This is a genomic window from Silicimonas algicola (assembly GCF_003148765.1).
Taxonomy (GTDB): domain Bacteria; phylum Pseudomonadota; class Alphaproteobacteria; order Rhodobacterales; family Rhodobacteraceae; genus Silicimonas; species Silicimonas algicola.
In genome coordinates this window covers 53141-79433 of sequence record NZ_QGGV01000006.1, presented here as the reverse complement: position 1 = coordinate 79433, position 26293 = coordinate 53141, and the positions used below count along the sequence as shown (strand labels likewise).

Sequence of the window (26293 nt, the reverse complement as noted above, 5' to 3'; positions counted from 1 at the left end):
GGGACAGGTCTGGTCCCACCGCCTGCGGGTGCTTTCCGCTCCCCTCCCGAATCCGGTTGAAAGACAGGGTTTCGACCTCTATGTTTTGCAGCCTGAAAACGTAACGAAACAAGGAACATCGACCATCGCTCGCAGACCGCATAACGCACCCCCGGTGCGTGACACCGGCCCCCGGATCAACGACCGTATCCGCGCGCCTGAAATCCGGCTCATCGGAGCCGAGGGAGAGAACGTCGGAGTCGTGACGCCCGCGCGCGCCATGGCCTTGGCCGAGGAGGCCGGACTGGACCTCGTCGAGATCTCTCCGAACGCCACTCCTCCCGTCTGCAAGATCATGGACTTCGGCAAGTTCAAGTACGAGACGCAGAAACGCGAGAGCGAGGCCCGGAAAAAGCAGAAGATCATCGAGGTCAAGGAAGTGAAGTTCCGTCCCAACACGGACATCCACGACTATGACGTCAAGATGCGGAACGTGACGCGCTTCCTCGAGGCGGGCGACAAGGTCAAGGTGACCCTGCGCTTCCGTGGCCGCGAAATGGCCCACCAGAACCTCGGACGCGACCTTCTGGAGCGCGTCGCGGCGGACGTTGACGGGCTGGGCAAGGTCGAGAACATGCCCAGGATGGAAGGCCGTCAGATGGTGATGATGATCGGGCCGTCTAAGTGACATCGACCTGAGCTGTCAGTCTGATGACAAAAGGCCCGGCTTTCGCCGGGCCTTTCGCATTCAATATGGCAATCGCCGTCAGTTCATCGCCATGCCGAGAAGCGGCGTGATCTGGCGAACGGTGGCGCGACGGTTAGCCCGCTCCGCGGATTCGGTCTGAACGCGAAGCTGCGATTCGCCGTAGCCTTGCGTGACCATGTTCTCCGGCGGCACGTCGAAGTACTCGGTCAGCGCGAGCGCCAGCGTTTCGGCCCGGCGGTCGGACAGCGCGAGGTTGTAGGTCGCGTCGCCCACGGCGTCGGTGTGACCTTCGATCAGGAAGACTTCACCCGGGCTCTCTTCGATGAGGTCCTTCATCGCGTTGCCCAGTTCCGACAGTTCTTCCGCCTGGTTGGGCAGGATCGCCGCCGAGCCGGACGCGAAGGTCACGGCATTGACGTCGATCTCGGGCGCAAGGGCGCGGACCTGTTCGATCTGCCGGATCTGACGAAGCGAGAACCTGCGGTCGAGGTTGTTGACCTCGGCGGCGGCAAGAGCCTCCCGCAATTGATCGGCGTTGTTCGCGTCGATTCCAGTCGCACGCTTCTCGATGGTCGGAAGCTCGGTCACGCGAACGGGCTCGAATTCGGTCGTATCGTCGAACAGCACGATCTGGCGGCCATCGGGCAGGATCCGCGCACGGCGCACGACCCGACCGTCAGCGGCGCGGATCGTCACGATTTGCGTCCCGTCATCACGGGTCACGGTGCTGCGCGTCGAGCCGTCGCTGAAGGTTTCGGTCTGCACCTCGGAACCAGGCTGACGCAGAAGCGCGTCGTCGTTTTTCAGGACGCGCAGGTCGCCCGATGGTTCCCGCAGCACAATCCGGTCACCGGAGTTCGAGACGACCTCGTCGCCGTTGTTCAGGATCGAGCCAACGGCCACGGCGCCCAAACCGATCAGAAGAGCCTTCTCGAAGTTCGAAAGCCCATCGTCGCCTCCGACCTCGGCTTGCGCGGACGCATCTCCCGTCGCAGTGGTCTGGAACTCTTCGGAAGACGACCGCGAGGTGTCTTCGGTCACTTCCTCGGTCTCGACGGTCACGTCAGCCGGGGCTTCCGCCGTCCCATCGGCAGCAGCGGCAGCCGCCGAAGGCGCTTCTTCGACCTCGACGATCTCTTCAACCGGGGCTTCGGGCTCGGTGGCGTCAATGCTTTCAACCGGGTCTTCGGTGGACGTGGCGACGTCGCCTTCGGCTTCAACAGACGGCTCTGTGTCGGTCGCCGTCATTTCGCCACCCGCGACTGGCTGCTCGGCTTCGACCTCAGAAGTCGGCTCGGCCTCTGCAGTTGTCTCGGTTTCGACGTCGGGGGCCGGCTCGGACTCTGCGGTTGTCTCGGTTTCGACGTCGGGGGCCGGCTCGGCCTCTGCAGTTGTCTCGGCTTCGACAGGCTGTTCGGCCTCGGTTTCAGCGACCGCGCCTTCATCGGCGGGAGCCTCTTCTGTAGCTTCAGGCGCTTCGACGACGTTCGCGCCAGTGTCTTCCTCGATGGTCGACCCTTCGTTCGCCTGTTCTTCGGTCGGCGGGACAGCGGAGTCGGCTGTGGTGTCGGTCGAGATGGTGCCGTCAGCCGTGCCTTCTTGCGGCTGGGCAGCGGTGTCAGCTTCGGCAGTTGTATCGGCCTGGAGCGCCGCCTCGCCTTCGGTGACAGCAGGCTCTTCGGTCACGACATCGACCGGCGCGGCTTCCTCGGCGGGCTGATCGCCTGCCGCCGCTTCGGACTCGGCATTCGGTTGCGACTGGCGATTGGCGAGAACCTGTTGTCCGATTTCGGACTCCACATCGACCTTCACCAGGCCTTCGGTCGTCACGCACGGCACCGGGGTCTCGGCATCACAGGCTGCCAGACCGTCGGTCGGGCGCTGGACGACCAGGAATCCGTCTTCCGAGACGCAAGGCGCGTCAGGCGCGTCGCCGTCGCACATTTCAAGCCCGGCTTCGGCCGCAAGCTGCTGCGTAAGGCCGCCCGGCACATTCTGCGCAATCAGCGCATTCGGCGCGACCAACGCGACGCAGGCCATCAGGGCTGTGGTGTTTTTCAGCGAAACCATTGAATTCACTCCAATCCTTTGAGTGCTCTTTGCAGAGCGTCGTCACCATAACGCGTGGAGGGTAAAGCTGTTCCGGAGCGATGTCCCCACGCGGCGGAGATCCGCATTGCCATTGCCGCCGGTTAGGGACCACCTTAGCTGAATACCCCAATCGCCCTGACGGAGGACCGACATGAACGCGCACGACCGCCTGAAGCCGAAGGATGCGCCATCTCTCGCCCGCTTTGACTGGGCCGATCCGTTCCTTCTCGAGGATCAGCTCGACGAGGACGAAAGGATGCTCCGCGATGCCGCGCGGGCCTTCGCAGCCGACCGCCTGTCGCCTCGTGTGCGCGCGGCCTATGCCGAGGAACGCGTAGAGCCCGAGATCTTCGCCGAGATGGGGGAAGCGGGACTTCTGGGCGTGACATTGCCCGAGGATCTTGGCGGCCTGGGCGCGGGATACGTCACCTATGGCCTCGTCGCGCGGGAAATCGAACGCGTCGACTCGGGCTATCGCTCGATGATGTCCGTCCAGTCGTCTCTCGTGATGTATCCGATCTACGCCTATGGGACCGACGAACAGCGCCAGAAGTTCCTGCCCGGCCTCGCCGCCGGCAGCCTCATCGGCTGCTTCGGACTGACCGAACCCGATGCCGGCTCCGACCCGGCGGGCATGAAGACCGTGGCGAAGAAAACCGAGGGCGGATACGTCCTCAACGGCGCCAAGATGTGGATTTCGAACAGTCCCATCGCGGATGTTTTCGTGATCTGGGCCAAGTCCGAAGCCCACGACAATGCAATTCGCGGCTTCGTTCTGGAAAAGGGGGCCAAGGGGCTTTCTGCCCCCAAGATCACCGGCAAGCAGTCCCTGAGGGCCAGCGTGACGGGCGAGATCGTCATGGACAACGTTGAAGTTGGCGAGGATGCCCTCTTGCCGAACGTCGAAGGACTCAAGGGTCCGTTCGGCTGCCTCAACCGCGCGCGCTACGGGATCGCGTGGGGCGTCATGGGCGCGGCCGAGTTCTGCTGGCAGGCCGCCCGGCAATACGGGCTCGACCGGAAGCAGTTCGGCAAGCCGATCGCGGGCACGCAGCTCTTCCAGAAAAAGCTCGCGGACATGCAGACCGAGATCTCCCTCGGCCTTCAGGCGGCGCTACGGGTCGGCCGTCTGATGGACGAGGGTCGCGCCGCACCCGAGATGATCTCTCTCATCAAGCGCAACAACTGCGGCAAGGCGCTCGACATCGCGCGCATGGCCCGCGACATGCACGGCGGAAACGGAATCTCGGAGGAATACCAGGTCATCCGGCACGTCATGAACCTTGAGACGGTGAACACCTACGAGGGTACACACGACATCCACGCCCTGATCCTTGGCCGCGCGCAGACCGGACTCCAGGCGTTCTTCTAGGTCATTGACCCCCACATCAGGGACAACCGGGGCGCCGCAGCGGTCCGGTTGCCCCGAACGAAACAGTCTGCCCCCATCACGCCCATATCCTTGCCGAGTCGCACGGACCACGTCTATGGTGACCCTCGTGTTGTGAGGACGAGTGAATGGTGGCGGGGGCTGCTATCTCCACCGATCTGTCGGATTCCGAGTGGCTGCATGCGCTCAGGGAGATCGGCGAGAGGGAGGGATATTACACATCTCTAGGGGACGACCATGCGGCGGTGTTCATTGAACAATCGCACGACGTCCTTTTCGTGTCTTTCGAGACCCTCTTCACGATCCGGTCGGTCAGCGACACCGGCATGCCGCTGGCCTTCGACATGGCCGCGCGCAAGGGCTGGTCGCACCTGACGCTGATCGCCACGAGGCAGGACTGGTTTCGCGACCGCCGCCTTTTCAGCTACTTCGACGGACTGGTGGACCACGGGTTCTTCGAGAACTTCGACCGCGTCATCTTCTACGGTGCAGGCATGTGTGGCTATGCCGCCGCAGCCTTCTCGGTCGCAGCGCCCGGATCGACGGCGCTCCTCGTCTCGCCCCAGGCCACGCTCGATCGCCGCCTGACGGGCTGGGACGACCGCTTTCCGTCGACGCGCCGGCTCGAGTTCCGCTCGCGCTACGGCTACGCCCCCGACATGATAGAGGCGGCCGAGGCGGCCTATGTCCTCTTCGACCCCGAAGAGACCGAGGACGCGATGCACGCAAGCCTCTTCCGCGGACCGAATGTGCATCACTTCCGCTATCGCAGGGGGCGCGCCGGGGCCATCGAGAGCGACCTGCGCACCTTGTCCCTGATTTCGAAGCTGTCCGACCACGCGTCGCGCGGCACCTTGGACTTCGCCACCCTGGCCCACGAGATGCGGAAGCGGCGGCGGCATGTGCCTTATCTGCGTGCGCTCCTGTCGCGCGTCCTGGCCGAGGATCGGCCGCGCCTGACCGCGCGCCTCTGCCGGGCCGTTCTTGCGGAACAGCCCATCCCGCGCTTCAAGCATCACCTCGAAGCCGCCGAACGGCGCATCGCCGCTGGCAACGGGCACAGCCAAGATCCGGTCGACGACGAGGACGAGACCGCGGACAGCCCTCAGGTGTCGTAGTCCGGCGTGCGCGCCGCCCTGACCCGATCCCGCACCCTCGGCAGCACCACGCCGATGCAGCCGCCCAGGGCCAGCGGAACCGCGTGCGGCACGGCAAGGACCCACGACATCACCGCCGCCACCAGAAGGCACAGCGCCAGCGAGAGCGCCCGCGCCTCGGCTGGATCGAACGGAGGATCGTCCGGCAAAAGCAGCCCCGACAGAAGCGACGTGACCTGAGGTTCCGCCCGGTCGGCGGCCCATCCCGCGAACAGGCCCAGCAAGAACGTGACGAGCATCCGGTCCTCCTCCTCTTTTCTCCAGTCTACACCCATTCTCTGCGCCGTGCAGCGCCTCTGGCCCCTCTCGAAGGGTTGGGCTAGAGGGAACCCATGACGGACCGCCTGACCCTCCGCCGCCCCGACGACTGGCACCTCCATCTGCGTGACGGAGCCATGCTGGACGGCGTTCTGCCCTGGTCGGCGCGCCACTTCGCCCGCGCCATCGTCATGCCGAACCTCGTGCCGCCCGTCGTCACAGGACGCGACGCCGCGGCCTATCGCGACCGCATCCTGAACGCGCTGCCCGAGGGCATGACCTTCGAGCCGCTGATGACGCTCTACCTGACCGAGGACACCGACCCCGCCGACGTGGCGAAGGCGGCGGAGACGGGTCTCGTGAAGGCGGTCAAGCTCTACCCCGCCGGCGCCACGACCAACTCGGCCTCGGGCGTCCGTGACTTCGACCGGGTGCGCCCCGTGCTGGAGCGCATGGCCGCGACCGGATTGCCGCTTTGCGTCCACGGCGAGGTGACGCGTCCCGAGATCGACATCTTCGACCGCGAGGCCGTCTTCATCGACGAGGTGCTCGACCCGATCCGCCGCGCGACGCCCGGTCTGCGGGTCGTGATGGAGCACATCACCACCTCCGAGGCGGCGGCCTATGCCGCCAGTGGAGGCGACGACTTGGCCGCGACGATCACCGTCCAGCACCTGATGCTCGACCGGAACGACATGCTTGTCGGCGGCCTGCGTCCGCACTTCTACTGTCTGCCCATCCTCAAGCGCGGCACCCATCGCCCAAAGCTGCTCGAGGCGGCGACGAGCGGCAGTCCGCGCTTCTTCCTCGGGACCGACAGCGCCCCGCACCCGACCGACCGCAAGGAAGCCGAGTGCTGCGCGGCGGGCTGCTTCACCGCTCCCGTGGCCCTGTCCTGCCTCGCCGAGGTCTTCGACGAGGCGGGTGCGCTGGACCGGCTCGAGGCTTTCGTGTCCGAGAACGGCGCGCGTTTCTACGGCCTGCCCCGGAACGAGGGCACGGTCACGCTGGAGAAGGGCGATCCGCTGGAGATCCCGGTGGCGGTCGAGACCGGCGCGGGTTCCGTCACGGTCTTCGATCCGGGCCGTCCGCTGCACTGGCGGGTGGTGTGACTTGCGTATTTGGAACAAGATGAAGAGGCAGGCGCGATGATCCCCAGCAGTTTCCCCGAGAAGGACGAGATCGCCCGGCTGACGGCGAAGATGCTTCTGGAGATCGGCGCGGTCCACTTCAACGCCGAGACGCCCTTCACGCTCGCCTCCGGCCTGCCTTCGCCCACCTATATCGACTGCCGGAAGCTCATCTCGTACCCCCGCATCCGCTCGACGCTTATGGACTTTCTTGCGGTCACCGTGATGCGCGACGCGGGTTTCGAGGCCTTCGACAACGTCGCGGGCGGGGAAACGGCGGGCATTCCTTTCGCCGCCATGGTGGCCGAGCGGCTGGCCTTACCGATGACCTATGTGCGCAAAAAGCCAAAGGGATACGGCCGCAACGCGCGCATCGAAGGCGTGATGACCGAAGGCCAGCGCGTCCTCCTGATCGAGGACCTGACGACCGATGGCGGCTCGAAGCTGTCTTTCGTCGACGCGATCCGCGAGACGGGCGCCACATGCGGGCACACCGCAGTCATCTTCTATTACGGCATCTTCCCCGAGACGATGGACACCCTCGCCGGCCACGGCATCGCCCTTCATCACCTCTGCACCTGGTGGGACGTGCTGGAAGCGGCGCGGGCGGGAGAGCGGTTCGATGAAGCGACGCTGAAGGAGGTCGAGACCTTCCTGCGCGCTCCCCGCGCCTGGCAGGAAGCGCGCAAGTCTTAAGCCGCTTTTGGCGCACCAGATGTTGACGCGAGGCAGCCGATGCCCGCAAGATGAGCCCGCACAACTCTGTCCACAGGCTGTCCACAGGATATCCAGATGGCGCGGACGTTCCGGGCGGCGTAGGACGGCTGCGGGACAGGGCAAAAAGAATCGAGAGGGGCAGCAATGAGCGAAGTCGCTCAAATCAGGCGCGCGGACGAGCAGGCCGGGGACGAGGCCGTTCCGCATAACATCGAGGCCGAGCAACAACTGCTCGGCGCGATCCTCACGAACAACGAGATCTACGACCGCGTCGCGAACATCATCAGCGAAGTGCATTTCTACGATCCGGTCCACGCGCGCATCTACGAGATCGCCGCAAGCCGCATCGCGAAGAACGCGCTCGCTTCGCCGGTCACGCTGAAGGCGTTCCTCGAAGACGATCCCGGCCTCCAGGAGCTTGGCGGCCCAAGCTATCTTGCCCGCCTCGCCGGTGCGGCGATCTCGTCCTTCGCGGCGCGCGATTACGCGCAGATGATCTATGAGCTGGCGATCCGCCGAAAGCTCATGGACCTTGGCCGCGACATCGTCTCGAAGGCCCGCAAGGTCGATGTGGCGAACGACCCCAAGGAGCAGATCGTTGAGGCCGAGCAGGCGCTCTACAAGCTGGGCGAACAGGGCACGTCCACGTCAGGCTTCGTGTCGTTCCTCAAGGCCGTCACGGATGCCGTGAACATCGCCAACGCCGCCTACCAGCGCGAGGGCGGCCTCGCCGGCATCTCGACCGGCCTGGTCGACATGGACAAGAAGCTCGGAGGTCTTCACAAGTCCGACCTTTTGATCCTGGCTGGCCGACCCTCGATGGGAAAGACGTCGCTCGCCACCAACATCGCCTTCAATATCGCCAAGGCTTATCGCAAAGGCACCCGGCCGGACGGCTCTGAAGGCGCCGTGGACGGCGGAGTTGTGGGCTTCTACTCTCTCGAGATGTCGGCGGAACAGCTTGCGGCCCGGATTCTTTCGGAAGCCGCCGAGGTGCCCTCCGAGCAGATCCGCCGCGGTGACATGACCGAAACCGAGTTCCGCCGCTTCGTCGAGGCCGCCAAGGCGCTGGAGGCCTGCCCGCTTTACATCGACGACACGCCTGCCCTTCCCATCAGCCAGCTCGCCGCCCGCGCGCGGCGCCTGAAGCGCGAACATGGGCTGGACGTGCTGATCGTCGACTACCTCCAGCTGGTTCGTCCGGCGACCGCGAAGGACAGTCGCGTGAACGAGGTGTCCGAGATCACGCAAGGCCTGAAGGCCATCGCAAAGGAACTGGATATTCCGGTGATCGCGCTGTCCCAGCTCTCGCGCCAGGTCGAAAACCGCGAGGACAAGAGACCCCAACTCTCCGATCTTCGCGAGTCTGGCTCGATCGAGCAGGACGCCGACGTCGTGATGTTCGTGTTCCGCGAAGAGTACTACAAGGAACGCGAGAAGCCGGGCGACCACGAACTCGAGAAGATCGCGGTCTGGCAGGAGGAGATGGAACGTCTCCACGGCCGCGCCGAGATCGTCATCGGCAAGCAGCGGCACGGCCCCATCGGCACGATCGAGCTTTCCTTCGAAGGCCGCTTCACCCGCTTCGGCAACCTCGTGAAGCCCTGGCAGCAGGCGGGCGGTGACGAGGGGTTCTGAGACCCCGCTTCAGGGCGCGACGGTGGCCGGTGGAAGATCGTCCAGCGGAGTGGGATCGACGAGGACGACTTCGGCCGCCTTGCCGTCTTCGGCTGGGACTTCCTCGACGACCTCGTCCTCTTCTTCCTCTTCCGTGCCCGAGATGAAGATCCCCAGGCCGGCCAGGGTCGGAATATGCTCCGAGAAGACGCGGACGGCGATCAGCGCGGGGACGGCCACGAACATCCCGATGACAGACCAGGCCCATCCCCAGAAGGCGACGGCGATGAACACGATCACGGCGTTCAGCTTCAGGCTTCGTCCCACCGCGTAGGGCGTGATCAACTGTCCCTCGAGCGTCGTCAGGAACAGGTACGAGCCCGCCGCCAGTGTCGCCTGCCCGACCGTATCGAACGAGATGAGACCGATGGCGAAGGTCATGGCCACCCCGGCGATCGCGCCGAGGTAGGGAATGAAGTTCAGAAGAAAGGCCGCAACACCGAACAGAAGCGGGTTCGGCATCCCCACCCACCACAGAACCAGTCCGACCCCGATACCGAGACAGGCATTGATGATGGTGATGGTCAGGAAGTAGCGCGACAGCTTCTTCTCGATGTCGTAGGCGATCTGGATCGCGCGCTTCTTGTCGCGAAAGGTCGGGCTGGCCTGGACGAGCTTCTGGTAGAACATGTCGCCAGACGCTGTCAGGAAGAACAGCAGGACGAAGGTGAAGATCGCCTGACCGACCACGACCGGCGCGCTGTAAAGTGTCGCAGTGACAAGGTCAGGACCGTTCTGGACGACGACCGTCTCTTCCGTCGGATCCGCGTCGTCCATCGTGGCCATTTCGGTGACCTGGTCCGTCGCTTCGGCGACCTTCTCGATCGCGTTGGACACGCCGCGCAGCTTCTGCTCGACGTCCATGGCGATGGCGCGGGAATTCTCGGCATAGTCCGCCACGGGCCCCGAGAGGAAGTAGACCAGCGACGACAGGCTGACCACGAGGAGGCTCACCACGACAGTTGCGGTGATGACGGGAGACACGCCGCGACGCTGAAGAACGCGGCGGATGGGGCTGACCGTGATCGACAGCAGGAAAGCCATGAAGACCGGCATCAGGAACGACCGGGCAACGACAATGGCGGTAACTGTCGCGAGCAGTGCTAGTGTCACCAGGGCCCAGTTCGCGTACTTGTTAGGAGAAATTTGCAACTTCTGACCCCGTTGTTACGTGCTGAACGCGCGATGCAGGTTTGCGTTCCAGAGTGGGAAGCAGGATCGCGGGCGGTCAAGCCTCGACATTTCCCGCCAATCGTTCATCATCGGAATATGCGCTGGCGCCTCGGCCTCATCCTCTGCCTCGCCGCCCTGCCTCTGTGGGCCCAGGCCGTCGAGGTCGACGTCGAATTGTCGCTCATGGTCGACGTCTCGCGCAGCATGGGACCGGAAGAGCTTGAGATACAGCGGCGTGGCTATGCCGCAGCCATAGCATCCGACGAGGTCGTCAAGGTCATCGAAAACAGCTATACTGGTCGGATCGCCATTACCTATGTCGAATGGGCCGGACGCTACCTTCAGCGCGTCGTGGTGCCCTGGACGGTGATCGACGGGCGCGAGGCGGCCGAGGCCGTGGCACGGCAACTGACGGCGGACTTCGACTTTTCGATGCGGCGGACCTCGATCTCCGGCGCGATCGAATATGCGCACTTCGACATCGAGACCAACGATTTCGAGGGACTGCGGCGCGTCATCGACCTCTCCGGCGACGGGCCCAACAACGACGGGGTGCCGGTGACGGAAGCGCGCGACGCGGCGGTCGGGGCGGGTATCGTCATCAACGGTCTTCCGCTGATGACCGAGGACTCGACCTCCCGGTGGGGGATCGACGATCTGGACGTCTATTACCAGACCTGTGTGATCGGCGGTCCCGGCGCCTTTGTCATCCCGGTCCTCGAATGGGGCGACTTCCCCATGGCCGTACGCCGGAAACTCGTGCTCGAACTCGCGGGTCCGCCCGAGGTGGTGCTGGCGGCGCGGACCGGACGCACGCCTGACGGCTACGACTGTCTGGTGGGCGAAAAGCTGAGACGCGAAAGGGACCGGATCTGGGGCGAACCCTAGGTCCGTTCCAGGAAGGTCAACCAGGTGTCTCCGTAGCGCCGCGCATCGCGTCGGATGAAGCCCGCAGGCGCGTCCTGCTCGCTCCTCTCCTCCCAGGCAATCAGCGCGCCGGGCGCGATCCAGCCGCCCTCATCCGCCGACGCCAGCGCCGCCTGGCCCAGATCCTTGCCATAGGGCGGGTCGAGAAAGACGAGCGTCGCAGCGGGGCCTTCGACGGGCCCAAGCCGCGTCGCATCGCGCTTCAGAACCCGGACAAGGTCGGAAGCGCGGGCGCGGGCGATATTGGCGTCGAGAAGTTTCAGCGCCGGACGCCTGGATTCGACGAAGGCGACCTGGTCCGCGCCCCGCGACAAGGCCTCGAGACCGAGGGCGCCAGTGCCGGCAAACAGGTCGAGGACGATGGCGCCCGGCACCGGCCGGCCCAGCCGTCCGCCCTCCAGCAGGTTGAAGAGGCTTTCGCGCACCCGGTCCGACGTGGGCCTCAGATGCGCAGCGGCGTCCCCTTCGCCGACCGGCGCGAGGCCAAGCCCGCGCATCCGGCCGCCGATGATCCTCATCCTTTCAGCAGCGCCTTGAGGTTGGTCGAAGCGTCGGCGACCGCCTCGGGATCGACTGTCCGCCCCATTTCGAGAAGACGCTTGCCCACCATGTAGTCCCGCGCCGCGTCGATGGCGTCGACCGCGAGAAGGCGGCCGTCCTTGAAGTACCAGTGCGACCGTCCGCCCTCGCCCTCGCGCACCACGATCCGGTCATATCCCGTCCCCAGCCCCGCGATCTGGAGCTTGAGGTCGTACTGGTCCGACCAAAACCAGGGATGGGGGACATAAGGTACATTCGCCCCCAGCATGTTCCGCGCCACCGCCTGCGCCTGGTCGATGGCGTTCTGGACCGACTCGAGTCGCATCCGCCCGCCCTTGTAAGGAAACGACGCGCAGTCCCCCGCCGCCCAGACATGAGGGGCCGAGGTGCGGCCCATCTCATCGACCGCGATCCCGTTGTCGCAGAAGATCCCTGCCGCTTCGGCGAGGGCGGTATCGGGTCGGATACCGGTTCCCACGATGGCGAAATCGATCTCGAGAACGCTGCCGTCCGTCAGTTCCGCCCCGTTGACGTGCCCCTCGCCCGTCAGGCGCACCAGTCCGCATCCTTCCAGGATCCGGACTCCATGCGCCTCATGCTCGGCGCGGATGACGTCCGAAGTCTCGGGTGCGGCGACACGGCTCAGGATGCGCGGGGACATTTCGACCACGGTCACCGACAGCCCCAGCTTTGACGCGACCGCCGCGGCCTCGAGCCCGATGTAGCCGCCGCCGACGACGAGCACACGCGCGCCAGGTGAGACACGCGTCTTCATCCGGTCGATGTCCGCAAGCGACCGCACGGTGAAGACGCCGTCGAGCGCACCACCGATGGCCGCGGGCAGGCGGTTCGGGACCGACCCCGTGCAAAGCGCCAGTTCGTCATAGCCAAGCGTCTCGTTGCCCGCCGTCACCGTCTGGGTCGCCGTGTCGATACCCGTCACCGGGGTGCCCAGACGCATCTCGATCTTCCACTCCTCGTAGATCGCGGCAGGACGCAGATAGAGCCGCTCCTGTTCCACCTCTCCCATGAGATAAGCCTTCGAAAGCGGAGGCCGCTCGTAGGGCAGAACCGGCTCGGCTCCGAGAACCATGACGCGCCCCTCGTAGCCTTCGGACCGCAGGGTCTGCGCCAGCGTCGATCCCGCCTGTCCGCCGCCCACGATGAGAATGCCCGTCATGCCACGTCGCCTCTGGTCGTCCCTCTCCGCCCGATTATATGCTGGCCGGGACGAAGGCAAACGACAGAGGCAGGAACATGGCGATCAAAGTCGGGGACAAGCTCCCCTCGGCGAAGGTTTTGCATCAGAAGGACGACACGGTCGCCGAGATCGACATCGCCGAACGGGCAAGCGGCCGGAGGATGGTTCTCTTCGGCCTGCCCGGGGCCTATACCGCGACCTGCTCGGCCGCCCATCTGCCCAGCTTCATCCGCACCGCGCAGGCCTTCCGCGACAAGGGCGTGGACGAAATCGTCTGCGTGGCCGTCAACGACGTTCGCGTCATGTCGCACTGGGGCAAGTCCTCCGGCGCCGAGGAGGCGGGCATCACCATGCTGGCCGACTGGGATTCCGAGCTGACGAAAGCGCTCGGTCTTCAGTTCAGCGTGCCTGCCATCGGGTTCAAGGACCGGATGCAGCGCTGCGCCATGCTGGTCGAGGACGGCGTCGTGAAGGTGCTCCAACTCGAAGAAAAGGTCGGGGCCTGCGACTTGACGGCGGGCGAGACGCTGCTCGAGAAGATCTAGGAGCCCGCGTCCGCTCGCAGCACGGTCCGCGTCGGGAAGGGGATGTCGATGCCGTTCGCGTCGAACGCCTCTTTCACCGCGCGCTTCATGTCGGCCTGGTACTGGAAGTAGTCCGTCGCCGGCACCCAGCACCGCACAAGGAAATCGACCGAGAAATCGCCCAGGTTGTTGACCTGGAGGAACGGCGCGGGCTCGGACAGCGAGCGCGGATCCGAGAAGATCGTGTCGCGGATGATCTGCTCGGCCGCCTTGAGATCGGCGTCATAGCTGACGCCGAAGATCCACTCGGCCCGGCGCTTGTCGTAGACCGAATAGTTCTTGATCGTGTTCGACCAGACCTCGGTGTTGGGAATGATGACCTGAACGTTGTCCAGCGTCGCAAGCTCTGTGGTGAAGATCGAGATGTCCTTCACCGTCCCGGTATGGCCGTTCACCTCGACGAAGTCGCCCAGCTTGATCGGCCTGAACACCACCAGCATCACGCCTGACGCGACACCGCCAAGCACGCCCTGAAGCGCCAGTCCGATCGCAAGCCCGGCGGCGCCGAGAAGCGCCACGAGCGAGGCGGTCTGGAAGCCGAACTGCTGGAGGACGAAGATCAGCGTCAGCGCGAGGATCGCGTAGCGCGCGAGGTTCGCCAGGAACCCGCCCATGGTCTTGTCGATGTGCCGAGAACGGTCGGTCAGCCGGACGATCCGCTTGCGAGCGAAACCCGCGATCACGAAACCCGCGATCAGAATGATCGCCGCCAGCACGACCTGCCCGACCGCGCCCAGAAGGAACTGAAGTGTCAGAAGCTCGCCCACGGTCGTCTCGCCGATCCTGAACGCCATCAGCTCTTCGACGTAATTCATTGACCGAGCTTGCCGATGCGCAGCGCCAGGTCGACATCGAGCGACGTCAGGCCCTTGGCATCGTGTGTGGTAAGAATGACTTCTACCCGATTGTAGACGTTGGTCCATTCGGGATGGTGGTTCATGGACTCGGCGATCAGGGCGACCCGGTTCATCCAGCCCCAGGCCTCGTTGAAGTCGCGGAAGCGGAAATTGCGGCGAATGGCGTCGCGGCCTTCCGTTGCCTCCCACCCAAGATCCGCCAGTTCGGAAAGTGCCGCGTCCCGCGCGGCGCCCGTCAGTCGCTCGGCCATGTGCCCATCCATTCTGTGCGGCTTCAAGAAAGAGGACTAAGGTCCGGAAGGTCAACCCGAAGGGTCAGTCGGTCTCGTCCACTGTGACTTTCCGGAAAGGGCCGAAACCGGTCAGCACTTCGATATCCTCGTCCACCGCCCGCCGCTCGGCCACGAGGTAATCTTCGACCGCGCGCGAGAAGCCCTCGTCCGCGATCCAGTGCAGCGAATGGATCGGCACGGGCAGATAGCCCCGCGCCAGCTTGTGCTCGCCCTGCGCGCCGGCCTCGACCGTGCCGAGACCCTGAGCGATGGCCCAGTCGATGGCCTGGTAATAGCAGAGTTCGAAGTGCAGGCAGTCGTGGTGCTCGACCGCGCCCCAGTAGCGACCCAGAAGCCTGTCCCGCCCGATGAAGTTGAGCGCCCCGGCAACGGGACGCCCGTCGCGGACGGCGAGGACAAGGAGGATGTCGTCGCGCAGACGCTCGTGGGCGATGTCGAAGAAGCTGCGCGTCAGGTAGGGCGTGCCCCACTTCCGCGCTCCGGTGTCCTGATAGAAGTGCCAGAAGGCGTCCCAATGCTCTGGCTGGATGGCGTCGCCGGTCAGCGCCACGATGTCTCCGCCAAAAGACTGCGCTGTCTGGCGCTCCTTGCGGATCGTCTTCCGCTTGCGGGACGACAACGCCGCAAGGAAGTCGTCGAACGACCCATAGCCGTCGTTATGCCAGTGATACTGCTGGGTTACGCGGTGAAGCAAACCCATCTTTGCCCCACGCTCGGCTTGGTCCTCGGTGCAGAATGTGGCGTGGACAGACGACAGCCGGTTCTGCGTCGCGATGTGAAGCGCGCCCTGGACGAGGGCCTCGAAGCCCGTCGCCTCGAAACCCGGACGGACCAGGAAGCGGCGGCCCGTGACCGGCGTGAACGGGACGGCGATCTGAAGCTTGGGGTAATAACGTCCCCCCGCCCTCTCCCAGGCATGGGCCCAGTTGTGATCGAAGATGTATTCGCCCTGGCTGTGACCCTTGGCATAGAGCGGCGCGACCGCGATGACCTCCTCGTCTTCGCGCACCACAAGGTGCCGCGGCTCCCAGCCCGAGCCCGGCCCGACAGAGCGGCTGTCCTCCAGCGCCTTCAGAAAGCGGTGTGTCGTGAAGGGGTCGTCGGGCCGTCCCCCGTCGGCGGCCTCGGGACAAGCGCAGGCGTCCCAGTCCCCGGGGTCGATGGCCGAGATCGAGGACAGGGCCGAAATGTCGAGAGTGGTGTCGGTCACGCTCTCCAAGGTGAGCCCGGGCAGAGGGAATTCAAGTCGCCCGCTCCGGGAGATAGCCCTCGAAGGTCACGTTATCGGCAATGCGCCTCGCCGCCGTCTCCTCGTCGGTCGAGCGGATCGTCCAGCACAGGATGGCCGCACCCTGCGCCTTGAGGCCCGCCACGCGAGGCGACGACAGGTCACGATGTCCGTGACTGATGAACGACGCGCCGACGCGGTCGTAGTCGGCGATGGCCGACAGCTCGGACAGACGTGTCTCAGGCACCGGCCAGTCACCGGGGCGGAACGCTTCGGTCGTCAGCCCGCGCGGCACGTCCGGGCAAAGCTCGGCCAGCGCCGCGACGCTGTGGGGGTTGAACGACATCAGGGCGAGGTCGCCGTCGTAGCCCTCGACCGCGCGGGCCACAGCCTGTTCCAGCGAACCGACATCCGGGCCGAGCCCTCCGTCCTGATCCTTGACCTCGACCAGAAGCGGCACCCGCCCGCGGACAAGGTCCAGCACCTGAGGCAGGGTCGGAATGCGGTCTTCGCCGCCAGTGAGCACGAGCGCTGTAAGCACGTCCGCCGGATGTTCCCTGACCATGCCCTCCCGCCCGGTGAGCCGCTCGAGGTCGTAATCGTGAAAGACCATCGCTTCGCCGTCCGCCGAAAGCTGGACGTCGAGCTCGATGCCCCAGCCACCCTCGACCGCCGCGCGGAATGCGGCGGGCGAATTCTCGATCCGCCCCGCGGCGCGGTCGTGAAGGCCACGGTGCGCTATGGGGATGCGCCGGAATGAGTCAGGCAGGGCGGGCGTCATGCGAGCTGAAAGATCGCCTCGACCTCGACGGCGACGCCGAGCGGCAGCGATGCGACCGAGACGGCCGACCGCGCGTGGCGGCCCTTTTCGCCGAGGATGTCGACCAGCAGGTCCGAGCATCCGTTGACGACTTTCGGCTGCTCGGTGAAGTCGGGCGTCGAGTTGACGAAACCCGTCAGCTTGACCGCACGTCCGAGACGCGAAAAGTCGCCGCCCACGGCCTTGCCGAGCTGCGCGAGAAGCGACAGCGCGCAACGCTCTGCCGCCTTGGCACCTGCGGCCGTATCCATGTCGGCGCCGAGCTTGCCCTTGATGAGAGCGCCGTCCGCATCCATCGAGATTTGGCCGGAAACGAAGACCAGGTCCCCCGAGATGACGAACGGCACATAGTTGGCAGCTGGAGCCGGGGTTTCGGGCAACGACAGGCCCTTTGCGTCAAGCTTGGCGGTGATGTCCATCTGGCAGCCTCCTGCATCCATTTCGCCGCCACCTTCCAGAGGCCGCGCCGGCTCTGCAACATGTTTTATCTTTCGGGGGCTTTTCACGGCACGGACTGTCATTCCGCGCGGGCTCGTCTTATCTTGAAGCCCTGTGTCACGATCGAACCTTAGTCTGCTGGGTCTCTGGGATGTCTAACGCCAAGCTGCCAACCTTCATCGCCGTCGGCGCGTTCGCGGTGCTTGCCGGATGCTCTGCGCCGAGCGAGTCGGGAGGCGTCAACGATCCGTACGAAAGCGTGAACCGCGCCACGCACGCCGCCAACAAAGGCGCGGACCGCATCTTCTTCCGTCCTGCGGGCAAAGCTTATGGCACCGCCGTTCCGGCACCCGTCCGGGCAAGCCTGTCGAACGCCGCCTCGAACCTCGACGGTCCCCGGACGGTGGCGAACGACATCCTCCAGGGCAACATCGAGGATGCGGGCCACAACCTGTCGCGCTTCCTCGTCAACTCGACCCTGGGCGTCTTTGGGCTCTTCGATCCCGCAGGGTCCAGTTTCGGTCTCGAGGCGCGGCCGACAGGGTTCGCCGACACGATGGCCGTCTGGGGCGTCCGCGAGGGCGCCTATCTGGAACTGCCGCTCTTCGGGCCTTCGACCGAACGCGACGCCTTCGGCAAGGTGGTCGACGTGCTGACGAACCCGATCAACTCATGGGAAGACGGGACCGAAATCGCCGCAGCGACCGCGCTGCCCTCGGTGCTGGATTCACGCTATACCTATGGGGAGTCGCTCGACAGCATTCTCTATGACAGCGCTGACAGCTATGCTCAGCTTCGTCTCTACTACCTCGAAAGCCGACGGTTCCGGCTGACCGGGCAGGGTTCCGCCGAGAACGCCTATGATCCCTATGAGAACCTGTATGAAGACGTATATGAGGGCATTTATGAGTGACACCCACATCTCCCGCCGCACCGTCCTTGCCGGTGGCGCCGCCCTGTTTCTGCTGGCCGTCCTGCCCCGACAGGTCTTCGCGCTGACCGAGGGTCAGGCGCGCTCGCTCATCGATCAGGCCGTGGCCGAGATAAACGCCGTCATCAACTCGGGTCGCTCGGAAGGCGCGATGTACGGCGAGTTCGAGAAGATATTCCGCCGCTACGCGGACGTGCCGACCATCGCGCGCACCGCTCTCGGGCCGCCGGCGCGCTCTGCCTCGGCCGGCCAGATGCAGGCCTTTACCGGAGCCTTCGCGGGCTACATGGCGCGGAAGTACGGCAAGCGCTTCCGCGACTTCGTCGGCACCCAGATCCAGGTGACCGGCGCGCGTACCGTGAAGAGCTTCCAGGAGGTTCAGGCCGTGGCGAAGATGAAGGGCCAGGCGCCCTTCGCGATCAGCTTCATGGTCTCCGACCGTTCAGGGTCGGACAAGTTCTTCGACCTGCTGATCGAGGGCATCAGCCTTCTCAAGTCGGAGCGGGCCGAGATCGGCGCGATGCTCGACCGCCGCGGCGGCAACATCGACGCCCTGATCCAGGACGTCCAGCGCGCAGGCTAGGATCTGCCTCCCCGGCGCGCCCGGACATGGGCGCGCCACAGCGTGAAGATGCCAGCAGCCACGATGATTGCGGTTCCGACCGCGACGTTGGTGCGAAGTGTCTCGCCAAACAGCAGGATCCCGATCGTCGAGGCGAAGACGAGTTGGAAGTACGCGAAGGGCTGCACCGCGCTCGCCTCGGCCACCTCGTAGGTCTTGATGAGAAGCCAGTGTCCCGTCGCCCCGGTGACGCAGAGCGCCGATATCCATAGCCAGTCCGTCCCCTGCATCGGCGTCCAGGCCGGCAGACCGATGACCGTCATCGCCACCGCGCCCGTCGTGCCGGTCCAGAAAAAGCTCGTCGCCGCGCTGTCGCGGCGCGCGGCGTATCGCGTCAGAAGTCCGTAGAGCGCGAACATGAGCGCCGAAACGAAGGGCACCACGGCTGCCGGCTTGAAGACGCCCGACCCGGGGTCGAGGATGATGACCATGCCCGCGAAGCCGACCAGGATGGCGAGCCACCGCCGCCATCCGGCGACCTCGCCCAGGACCGGACCCGCCAGCGCCGTGATGAGAAGCGGATAGGTCGCGAAGATCGCGTGACTTTCCACGAGGCCCACAAGGGTAAAACCGTAAACGGCGACGCAGATCTCCAGTGCGAGGAGGACGCCCCGGAAGCCCTGAAGCCAGGGCTGCGAGGTCGCCGCAGCGGCTCGCACGCCTCCGGCTTTCCTGGTCGAGATCAGGATGACAAAGGCCGCGAAGAACCAGTAGCGGATCATCACGACCATCAGCGTGTTATAGCTCTCCGCGAGATGACGCGAGATGCCGTCCTGCGCCGAGAAGACGAGCGTCGTCAGGATCATCAGGACGATCCCGCGTCGGTTCGATTGCTCGATCACGCCAGGCGCGCCGCGGTCATGTGCCGCTTGCGGCCGTAACCGTCGCGCCTCTCGACGACGAAGCCCGCCTCGGCCAAAGCGCGCCGCACCGCGCCCGCGGCGGTGTAGGTTGCGGCGGTCCCGCCCGGCGCAGTGTGGCGGGCCACCTCCGCCAACAGGGATGGTGCCCACAACTCGGGGTTCCGCGCCGGGGCGAAACCGTCGAGGAACCAGGCGTCCGCCGCGCCGTCCCACAGGGGCAGCGTCTCGCGCGCGTCGCCGATGACGAGCGTCAGATCCAGGAAGGGCAGCGCGATCCGGGTCTCGCCCCGCTCTCGCGCCTCGACCAGCGGGCGGGACAGATCGGCGAGGTCGGGGAACACAGCCAGCGCGCGCGCCATGTCGGCGGCGGTCAGCGGAAATCGCTCGAAGCTCGTGAAGGACAGGCGCCCCACCTGCCCCGACTCCGCCCAGGCACGCGCAGCCACCAGCGCATTCAGGCCCGTACCGAAACCCAGCTCGGCGATGCGGAATCCAGGCCGGAAGCCATCTGGCAGGCCGTTTCCCGCAAGGAAAACGTAGCGCGTCTCGGCCAAGCCGTCGTCGAGCGAGAAATAGGGATCGTCGAACGCCGTAGCGACGGGAACGTCGCCTCGCCAGAGGATGTGGGGATGCTGGTCGTCGGCCACGCTCTGCCCTATCAAGGCGACGGTTCGGGCGCGACACTGGCAAGGAGGGGGTGCTTTGGCAATGGTCGATCTGACGGTCCGGGGCGCCGGGATCTTCGGCCTGTCGGTGGCCTGGGAAGCGGAATCGCGCGGCGCACACGTGCGGGTCGTGGACCCCGCCGGTCCGGGAGCCGGAGCCTCGGGAGGCATCGTCGGCGCGCTGCAGCCTCACACGCCGGATTCCTGGAATGAAAAGAAGGACTTTCAGCTCGAAAGCCTGATGCTCCAGGCGCCTTTTTGGGAGGCGGTGGAAGCAGTCTCGGGCATCTCTGCGGGATATGGGCGTCTTGGTCGGCTGCAACCGCTTCATTCCGACCGCGACGTCGTCCTCGCCCGCACCCGCGCCGAGGCCGCCATGCGGAACTGGAGGGGGTGGGCAAACTGGGATGTGATCGACGAGGCCGAGGTGGGCCAGTGGCGCCCTGCCTCGCCCACAGGTCTTTACATCCGCGACGACCTGTCCGCCCGCGTTCACCCGCGACGCGCCATCGAGAGCCTAACGGCGGCGCTTCGGTCGCGCGGGGTCGAGATCATGGCGGACGCCGACGACAGCACGCCCACGGTCTGGGCCACAGGATGGCGCGGCCTTGTCGAGATGGACGCCGGCACGGGCGTCAAGGGCCAGGCGGCGCTGCTGCGCCATGACGCGCGCGGGCATCCGCAGATCTTCGCCTCGTCCCTTCACATCGTGCCCCACGCCGACGGGACGGTCGCCGTCGGCTCGACCTCGGAACGCGAGTTCGACGATCCCGCTTCGACCGACGAAGCGCTGGACGACGTCATCCGTCGCGCGGGCGAGGTGCTGCCGATCCTGAAAGGCGCCGAGGTGATCCAGAGATGGGCCGGCGTGCGCCCCCGCGCCGCAAGCCGCGCGCCCTTGCTCGGCCCTATCCCGGCGCGGCCCGGGCATTTCGTGGCGAACGGCGGCTTCAAGATCGGCTTCGGCGTGGCGCCTCTCGTGGCGCGGGTCATCTGCGACCTGGTCCTCGACGGACGAGACCGGATCCCGGACGCCTTCCGGGCCTGAACGCTACTGCGCCTCGGCGGTCATGCAGAGACGCCGGCGCGGACCTTCGACCCAATAGCGCCCGCCACTCCGGCAAAGCCAGGCCACGTCGCCCAGGATCAGGGGCGAGGTCGCGCGGAACGAGAACCTCTTGAGCCGTCCGATTGTATCGGCGGCGAAATTGGCCAACGCAGTCGCCATCAGGGGACCGTGGACGACGAGGCCGGAATAGCCCTCCTCCCGGCAATACTCGGCGTCGTAGTGGATGCGGTGTGCGTTGAACGTCAGCGCCGAATAGCGGAACAGCGTGATCTCGGACAGCTTGAGCGCGCGCCGCTCCTCGACGTCCTGCGTCTCTACCGGCGGCTCTCGCGTCAACTCGCCAGGCTCGCGATAGACGATGTCCTGCTCTTCGGTGAGGACGGGCATGTTGCTCTGCCGGATGTCGTGCCGAAGTGTCACGAAAGCCAGCTTTCCAGACCGGCCCTCCTTCTTCTGCACGGTCGTCAGACGCGAGATCCGCTCCGCCGCGACACCCGCGCGGAAGGGACGATGAAACGTCAGCCGCCCTCCAGCCCACATCCGAATCGGCAGACCAAGGTCCGGGATCAGGCCGCCCAGATGCGCGTGCCCGTCACGTCCAAGACCGGTTTCGGGCACGGCGTGCCAGAAGAAGGCGAGATGCGACAAGGGCGGCATCTCGGTCCCCACCTCCGCGCGCCCCTCGAGACCGAGTGTGGCGAGAAGGGCGGTGGCCCTGGCCGGGTCGATCCGGTCGGCTGTGGTTTCGGTCTGGCCGTTCATGGACGAGGGGATAGCGCCTTGCGCGTGGCCCGGCAACTAACGGTCGTTCAGCCCCTTGCCCGCGAGGATGCGGTCGCGCGCCTTCTCGATACGGGCGGAGCGGGTGGCGGATTGTTTCGCGCCGTTCAGGTGCAGGATCCAGCTTCGGCGCCGGCCGGGCGTCAGCGCCTCGAACGCCTCCCTCAAGGGCTCATCGGCGTCGAGGGCGTCGATGAGTTCGGCGGGCGGGTCGAGGTCGTCTTTCGGCAGATCGACCATGGCGCCTTCCGACTCCAGTCGGATCGCTTCGTCGATGAGGGCGCGCAAGGCAGGCGCCGCCGTTTCTATGTCTTCGACGGAGGTGAATCGCGCGACCCGCGCGCTGCGGCTGTTGTCTCCAGGCGGGACGAGGATACCTTCGGGGTCCGTCAGGAGAACGCCCTTGAAGAAGGACAGCACGCAGTCCGCCCTGAATGCCCCCACGAGGGCCAGGTTCGCGCCCTCCCACATGTAGACCGGCTGCCGCCACTTGAAGGCCTCGTCGAGAGGGCTGGCGAGAAGGATGGCCCTCAGTGCCCGCATTTCGTCCGCCCAGGCCCCGGCTCGATCGTAGAAGACACCGGCGCGTCTGTCCGCATCGCCCATTGGTTCATCCTCCCGTCAGCCAATATCTTGTGGATAACCGCAGACCAACACACCGTCCTTGGGGTTCCGCGTTGACTCGCACGGCCCTCCGCCGGACACTCCCGCACCGGAATCACTCCACGGATCGCACTTGCGCTTCAACCGCATCAGATTGAACGGCTTCAAGAGCTTCGTCGACCCCACAGACCTTGTCATCGCCGAAGGGCTGACGGGCGTCGTGGGTCCGAATGGCTGTGGCAAGTCGAACCTTCTCGAAGCGTTGAGGTGGGTGATGGGCGAGAACCGGCCCACGGCGATGCGCGGCGGCGGGATGGAGGACGTGATCTTCGCCGGCGCGTCGACCCGGCCCGCCCGCAACTTCGCCGAGGTGTCGCTGCACCTCGACAACTCGGACAGGCTGGCGCCGGCGGGCTTCAACGACCTCGACACGCTCGACATCGTGCGGCGCATCACGCGCGACGCCGGAAGCGCTTACAAGGTCAACTCGAAGGACGCCCGCGCCCGGGACGTGCAGATGCTTTTCGCCGATGCCTCGACGGGCGCGCATTCGCCCGCGCTGGTGCGGCAGGGGCAGATATCGGAACTCATCAACGCCAAGCCGCAGAACCGTCGGCGCGTGCTGGAAGAGGCGGCCGGGATATCGGGGCTCTACCAGCGTCGGCACGAAGCCGAACTGAAGCTGCGGGGGGCCGAGACCAACCTGTCCCGCGTCGACGATGTGATCGAGCAGTTGGCGCAGCAGCTCGCGTCGCTTGCGCGGCAGGCGAAGCAGGCGCGCCGCTACCGCGAGATCGCCGAGGAACTCCGCCATGCCGAGGGCCTTCTCCTCTACCTCCGCTGGCGCGAGGCCGAGAGCGGGCGGACCGCGGCCGAGGCCGACCTCGCCGAGCGAACCCGCGCTGCGGCCGAGGCCGAGCGGATCGCGCGCGGCGCGACGGGCGAACGCGCCAGGACCGAGGAAGCCTTGCCCGCGCTGCGGGAGGAGGAGGCCATCGCCGCCGCCGTTCTTGCCCGTCTCCAGCTTCGCGCGACACAACTCGACGAGGAAGAGGCCCGTGCGGCACGGACCATCGAGACGCTCGATGCGCGCATCGCCCAGCTTTCGCGTGACGCCGACCGCGAGCGCGAACTGAACGCCGACGCGGGACGCACGATAGAGGCGCTGACCTCCGAGGCGACAAGGCTCGAAACCGACGGCGATGGCCACGACGCCGCACTCGTGGCCGCGAATGCGGACGCTCACGAGGCGGCGAAGATCCTTCAGGACCGCGAGAACGCGCTCTCGCAACTGACCGAGGACGTGGCGCGCCTGGCCGCCCGGCACCAGTCGGCGGAGAGGCTTCTCTCCGACTCCCGCACCACTCTCGCGCGGTCCGAAGAGGCCGAGGCGAAAGCTCGCGGCGAAGCCCGGACCGCGACAGACGACCTCGCAAGGGCCGCCCAGGCCTTCGCGGCGGCCCAGACGGCGCTGACGACGGCGGGCACTGCCGCCACGGCCGCCGAAACAGCGCTCGCCGAGGCCGACGATGCCCGCGAGGCGGCCCAGGGCAAGGAGGCCGAGGCCCGCGCCAGCCGGTCCTCGGCGGAAGGTGAATCCAAGGCGCTTCAGGCCGAAGTCGCCGCGCTCGCGCGCCTGGTCGACCGGGACACGGCCGAGGGCGGTCAGGTCATGGACCTGCTCTCGGTGAAGTCGGGCTACGAAAAGGCGATCGGCGCCGCGCTGGCCGACGACCTGCGCGCGCCGGTCATCGAGGGCGACGCCGCCTCAGGGTGGGCAGAGCTTCCGAAATACGGTGCAGTGCAGGACCTGCCAACGGGCGTCGCGGCGCTGTCGAACTACGTCAGCGTGCCGCCCGTCCTGTCGCGGCGTCTGTCTCAGGTGGGTCTCGTCGGGCGCAAGGACGGGGCAAGGCTTCAGGCCGACCTGCTGCCCGGTCAGCGCCTCGTCAGCGCCGAGGGCGATCTCTGGAGGTGGGACGGATTTCGTGCCGGCGCAGGCGACGCGCCTTCGGCCGCCGCGTTGCGCCTCGAGCAACTCAACCGTCTTCAGGAGTTGAAGCAGGACCTCGAGGAAGCGAAGGCCCGGGCCGAGGGCGCCTCCCGCGCGCACGAGCACCTGAAAGCACGGATGGAGACCTTGTCCGCCCGCGTCGCCGAGACCCGAGACGCCCGACGCGCGGCCGACCATGCGCTGACCGAAGCAAGTCGCGCCCTCTCCCGCTCCGAAGCCGACCGCAACATCGCCGAGGGCCGCCGGGAGTCCGCGGAGATGGCCGCGCGGCGCCATGCGGACGAGGCGACGGCCGCGCGGTCGGCCCTGACACAGGCCGAGCGCGCCTTTGCCGATCTCGACGACCTGGCAGCCCTTCGGGCGACCGCGGAAGACGTCAAGATGACCGTGGAAGCCGCGCGGATGACCATGATCGCCAGACGGTCCGCGCATGACGAGCTGAAGCGCGAGGGCGAGGCGCGCGCGAAGCGGCTGGCCGACATCGGGCGCGAACGTACCACATGGGAAAAGCGTCTCGAGAGCGCCGGCGGACGAATCGCCGAACTGGCCGAACGCCAGGCGCAGTCCGAGGCGGACCTGGCCGAGGCGAAGGACCTCCCGGCCCGCATCGCCGCCGACCGCGACGCCTTGTCCAGCGAACTCGACATTGCGGAAGCTCGGCGCGCAAAGGCCGCCGACGCGCTTGCGCTGGCCGAGACAGCCGAGCGCGACGCCAAGGTCGCCGAACGCGACGCCGAGCGACGCGCGTCCGAAGCCCGCGAGCATCGCGCTGCAGCCGAGGCCCGCGCCGAAGCGGCCCGCGCCACCGTCGCAGCGGCCGCCGAGCGCATCGCCGAGGAACAGGACACCACACCGCAGAAGCTGCTCGAGACGCTCGATGCTGACCCCGGCTCGATGCCTTCGGCCGAGAAGATCGATACCGAGGTTCTTCGCCTGCGCCGGAACCGTGACGCGCTTGGGGCCGTGAACCTCCGCGCCGAGGAAGACGCCAAGGCCGTCGAGGAAGAGCACAACACGCTCGTCACCGAGAAGACCGACCTCGAGGATGCGATCCGCACGCTTCGGAACGGCATCAACAGCCTGAACAAGGAGGGCCGCGAGCGCCTGCTGACGGCGTTCGAGCAGGTGAACTCGAACTTCTCGCTCCTTTTCACCCACCTCTTCGGAGGCGGCGAGGCGAAGCTCGTGCTGGTCGAATCGGACGATCCGCTGGAAGCCGGTCTCGAGATCATGTGCCAGCCGCCCGGCAAGAAGCTGGCGACCCTCTCGCTGCTTTCGGGCGGCGAGCAGACCCTGACGGCGCTGGCGTTGATCTTCGGCGTCTTCCTCGCGAACCCGGCCCCCATCTGCGTTCTCGACGAGGTCGACGCGCCACTCGACGACGCCAACGTCACACGCTTCTGCGACCTGCTGGACGAGATGTGCCGCCGCACCGAAACGCGTTTCCTCATCATCACCCACCATGCGGTGACGATGGCGAGAATGGATCGCCTTTTCGGGGTCACGATGGCAGAGCAGGGCGTGAGCCAACTCGTCTCGGTCGACCTCCGCAAGGCCGAGGCGCTGGTCGCGTGATC

The 26293-nt window shown here is 66.3% G+C and carries 26 protein-coding genes; 12 read left to right on the top strand and 14 right to left on the bottom strand.

Features of this window, described 5'->3' with window-relative positions; all coding sequences use genetic code 11:
* Positions 1-154 precede the first annotated feature (154 nt).
* A complete protein-coding gene (gene infC / locus C8D95_RS13775; RefSeq protein WP_241239702.1) occupies positions 155-667 on the top strand; it encodes a translation initiation factor IF-3 in 513 nt (170 codons plus the stop codon).
* A 78-nt stretch (positions 668-745) separates the two neighbouring features.
* On the opposite strand, the gene C8D95_RS13770 is transcribed toward infC, so the two are convergent.
* The gene (locus tag C8D95_RS13770) at positions 746-2758 is read right to left on the bottom strand and encodes an OmpA family protein (RefSeq protein WP_241239703.1); all 2013 of its coding nucleotides are present in this window, start codon (positions 2756-2758) and stop codon (positions 746-748) included.
* Between the two features lie 172 nt (positions 2759-2930).
* Between C8D95_RS13770 and C8D95_RS13765 the strand changes: the two genes are divergently transcribed.
* Together C8D95_RS13765 and C8D95_RS13760 are read left to right on the top strand one after the other, a co-directional pair.
* On the top strand, positions 2931-4151 hold the full coding sequence (locus tag C8D95_RS13765; RefSeq protein WP_109759772.1) for an acyl-CoA dehydrogenase: 1221 nt from the start codon (positions 2931-2933) through the stop codon (positions 4149-4151).
* Between the two features lie 146 nt (positions 4152-4297).
* Positions 4298-5287, top strand: coding sequence for a phosphoadenosine phosphosulfate reductase (locus C8D95_RS13760; RefSeq protein ID WP_109759771.1), 990 nt, complete (start codon positions 4298-4300; stop codon positions 5285-5287).
* On the opposite strand, the gene C8D95_RS13755 is transcribed toward C8D95_RS13760, so the two are convergent.
* Positions 5275-5565: a hypothetical protein gene (locus C8D95_RS13755; protein ID WP_109759770.1), complete on the bottom strand. Its 291-nt coding sequence runs from the start codon at positions 5563-5565 to the stop codon at positions 5275-5277. The genes C8D95_RS13760 and C8D95_RS13755 overlap by 13 nt on opposite strands.
* 93 nt (positions 5566-5658) lie before the next feature.
* Here C8D95_RS13755 and pyrC point away from each other — a divergent pair, with 93 nt between their 5' ends.
* From pyrC to C8D95_RS13740, 3 genes are all read left to right on the top strand, one after another.
* Positions 5659-6696, top strand: coding sequence for a dihydroorotase (pyrC, locus tag C8D95_RS13750; protein ID WP_109759769.1), 1038 nt, complete (start codon positions 5659-5661; stop codon positions 6694-6696).
* Positions 6697-6732: 36 nt separating this feature from the next.
* A complete protein-coding gene (locus C8D95_RS13745) occupies positions 6733-7410 on the top strand; it encodes an orotate phosphoribosyltransferase (protein WP_109759768.1) in 678 nt (225 codons plus the stop codon).
* Between the two features lie 165 nt (positions 7411-7575).
* Positions 7576-9069 (top strand): replicative DNA helicase, encoded by a 1494-nt coding sequence (locus C8D95_RS13740; RefSeq protein ID WP_109759767.1) that lies wholly within the window; start codon positions 7576-7578, stop codon positions 9067-9069.
* A gap of 9 nt (positions 9070-9078) precedes the next feature.
* Here the strand turns inward: C8D95_RS13740 and C8D95_RS13735 are convergent, their stop codons facing one another.
* Entirely contained in the window at positions 9079-10221 is a 1143-nt protein-coding gene (locus C8D95_RS13735; protein ID WP_241239704.1) for an AI-2E family transporter, read from the bottom strand.
* Positions 10222-10377: 156 nt separating this feature from the next.
* Between C8D95_RS13735 and C8D95_RS13730 the strand changes: the two genes are divergently transcribed.
* Entirely contained in the window at positions 10378-11169 is a 792-nt protein-coding gene (locus C8D95_RS13730) for a DUF1194 domain-containing protein (RefSeq protein WP_109759766.1), read from the top strand.
* On the opposite strand, the gene rsmD is transcribed toward C8D95_RS13730, so the two are convergent.
* Together rsmD and C8D95_RS13720 are read right to left on the bottom strand one after the other, a co-directional pair.
* Positions 11166-11726: a 16S rRNA (guanine(966)-N(2))-methyltransferase RsmD gene (gene rsmD / locus C8D95_RS13725; RefSeq protein WP_109759765.1), complete on the bottom strand. Its 561-nt coding sequence runs from the start codon at positions 11724-11726 to the stop codon at positions 11166-11168. The two genes, C8D95_RS13730 and rsmD, sit on opposite strands and share 4 nt — an antisense overlap.
* Positions 11723-12928, bottom strand: coding sequence for an NAD(P)/FAD-dependent oxidoreductase (locus C8D95_RS13720; RefSeq protein ID WP_109759764.1), 1206 nt, complete (start codon positions 12926-12928; stop codon positions 11723-11725). The genes rsmD and C8D95_RS13720 overlap by 4 nt, the downstream gene beginning before the upstream one ends.
* Before the next feature lie 77 nt (positions 12929-13005).
* Between C8D95_RS13720 and C8D95_RS13715 the strand changes: the two genes are divergently transcribed.
* Positions 13006-13494, top strand: a complete 489-nt coding sequence (locus tag C8D95_RS13715; RefSeq protein WP_109759763.1) for a peroxiredoxin — start codon at positions 13006-13008, stop codon at positions 13492-13494.
* Here C8D95_RS13715 and C8D95_RS13710 read toward each other — a convergent pair.
* The 5 genes from C8D95_RS13710 to C8D95_RS13690 form a co-directional block, all read right to left on the bottom strand.
* The gene (locus C8D95_RS13710; protein ID WP_109759762.1) at positions 13491-14348 is read right to left on the bottom strand and encodes a mechanosensitive ion channel family protein; all 858 of its coding nucleotides are present in this window, start codon (positions 14346-14348) and stop codon (positions 13491-13493) included. The two genes, C8D95_RS13715 and C8D95_RS13710, sit on opposite strands and share 4 nt — an antisense overlap.
* Positions 14345-14641 (bottom strand): 4a-hydroxytetrahydrobiopterin dehydratase, encoded by a 297-nt coding sequence (locus tag C8D95_RS13705; protein ID WP_109759761.1) that lies wholly within the window; start codon positions 14639-14641, stop codon positions 14345-14347. Before C8D95_RS13705 ends, C8D95_RS13710 begins: the two co-directional genes overlap by 4 nt.
* A gap of 64 nt (positions 14642-14705) precedes the next feature.
* The gene (locus C8D95_RS13700) at positions 14706-15893 is read right to left on the bottom strand and encodes a GNAT family N-acetyltransferase (RefSeq protein WP_109759926.1); all 1188 of its coding nucleotides are present in this window, start codon (positions 15891-15893) and stop codon (positions 14706-14708) included.
* A gap of 31 nt (positions 15894-15924) precedes the next feature.
* A complete protein-coding gene (locus tag C8D95_RS13695) occupies positions 15925-16692 on the bottom strand; it encodes a glycerophosphodiester phosphodiesterase family protein (protein ID WP_109759760.1) in 768 nt (255 codons plus the stop codon).
* On the bottom strand, positions 16689-17150 hold the full coding sequence (locus C8D95_RS13690) for a RidA family protein (protein WP_109759759.1): 462 nt from the start codon (positions 17148-17150) through the stop codon (positions 16689-16691). The genes C8D95_RS13695 and C8D95_RS13690 overlap by 4 nt, the downstream gene beginning before the upstream one ends.
* 170 nt (positions 17151-17320) lie before the next feature.
* On the opposite strand from C8D95_RS13690, the gene C8D95_RS13685 reads away from it, so the two are divergent.
* Positions 17321-18082: an MlaA family lipoprotein gene (locus C8D95_RS13685; RefSeq protein WP_109759758.1), complete on the top strand. Its 762-nt coding sequence runs from the start codon at positions 17321-17323 to the stop codon at positions 18080-18082.
* Positions 18075-18683 (top strand): MlaC/ttg2D family ABC transporter substrate-binding protein, encoded by a 609-nt coding sequence (locus C8D95_RS13680; RefSeq protein WP_241239705.1) that lies wholly within the window; start codon positions 18075-18077, stop codon positions 18681-18683. The genes C8D95_RS13685 and C8D95_RS13680 overlap by 8 nt, the downstream gene beginning before the upstream one ends.
* On the opposite strand, the gene C8D95_RS13675 is transcribed toward C8D95_RS13680, so the two are convergent.
* Both C8D95_RS13675 and mnmC2 read right to left on the bottom strand, forming a co-directional pair.
* Positions 18680-19564: a DMT family transporter gene (locus C8D95_RS13675; RefSeq protein WP_241239706.1), complete on the bottom strand. Its 885-nt coding sequence runs from the start codon at positions 19562-19564 to the stop codon at positions 18680-18682. The genes C8D95_RS13680 and C8D95_RS13675 overlap by 4 nt on opposite strands.
* Entirely contained in the window at positions 19561-20232 is a 672-nt protein-coding gene (gene mnmC2 / locus C8D95_RS13670) for a tRNA (5-methylaminomethyl-2-thiouridine)(34)-methyltransferase MnmC2 (protein ID WP_146203001.1), read from the bottom strand. Before mnmC2 ends, C8D95_RS13675 begins: the two co-directional genes overlap by 4 nt.
* A 55-nt stretch (positions 20233-20287) precedes the next feature.
* Here mnmC2 and C8D95_RS13665 point away from each other — a divergent pair, with 55 nt between their 5' ends.
* Entirely contained in the window at positions 20288-21298 is a 1011-nt protein-coding gene (locus tag C8D95_RS13665; RefSeq protein ID WP_241239707.1) for an NAD(P)/FAD-dependent oxidoreductase, read from the top strand.
* A 3-nt stretch (positions 21299-21301) separates the two neighbouring features.
* Here the strand turns inward: C8D95_RS13665 and C8D95_RS13660 are convergent, their stop codons facing one another.
* Both C8D95_RS13660 and C8D95_RS13655 read right to left on the bottom strand, forming a co-directional pair.
* On the bottom strand, positions 21302-22081 hold the full coding sequence (locus tag C8D95_RS13660; protein ID WP_109759754.1) for an HTD2 family dehydratase: 780 nt from the start codon (positions 22079-22081) through the stop codon (positions 21302-21304).
* 36 nt (positions 22082-22117) lie between these two features.
* A complete protein-coding gene (locus C8D95_RS13655) occupies positions 22118-22705 on the bottom strand; it encodes a YdeI/OmpD-associated family protein (protein ID WP_109759753.1) in 588 nt (195 codons plus the stop codon).
* Between the two features lie 130 nt (positions 22706-22835).
* Here C8D95_RS13655 and smc point away from each other — a divergent pair, with 130 nt between their 5' ends.
* Positions 22836-26291: a chromosome segregation protein SMC gene (gene smc / locus C8D95_RS13650; RefSeq protein ID WP_109759752.1), complete on the top strand. Its 3456-nt coding sequence runs from the start codon at positions 22836-22838 to the stop codon at positions 26289-26291.
* The last annotated feature ends 2 nt before the right edge of the window (positions 26292-26293 follow it).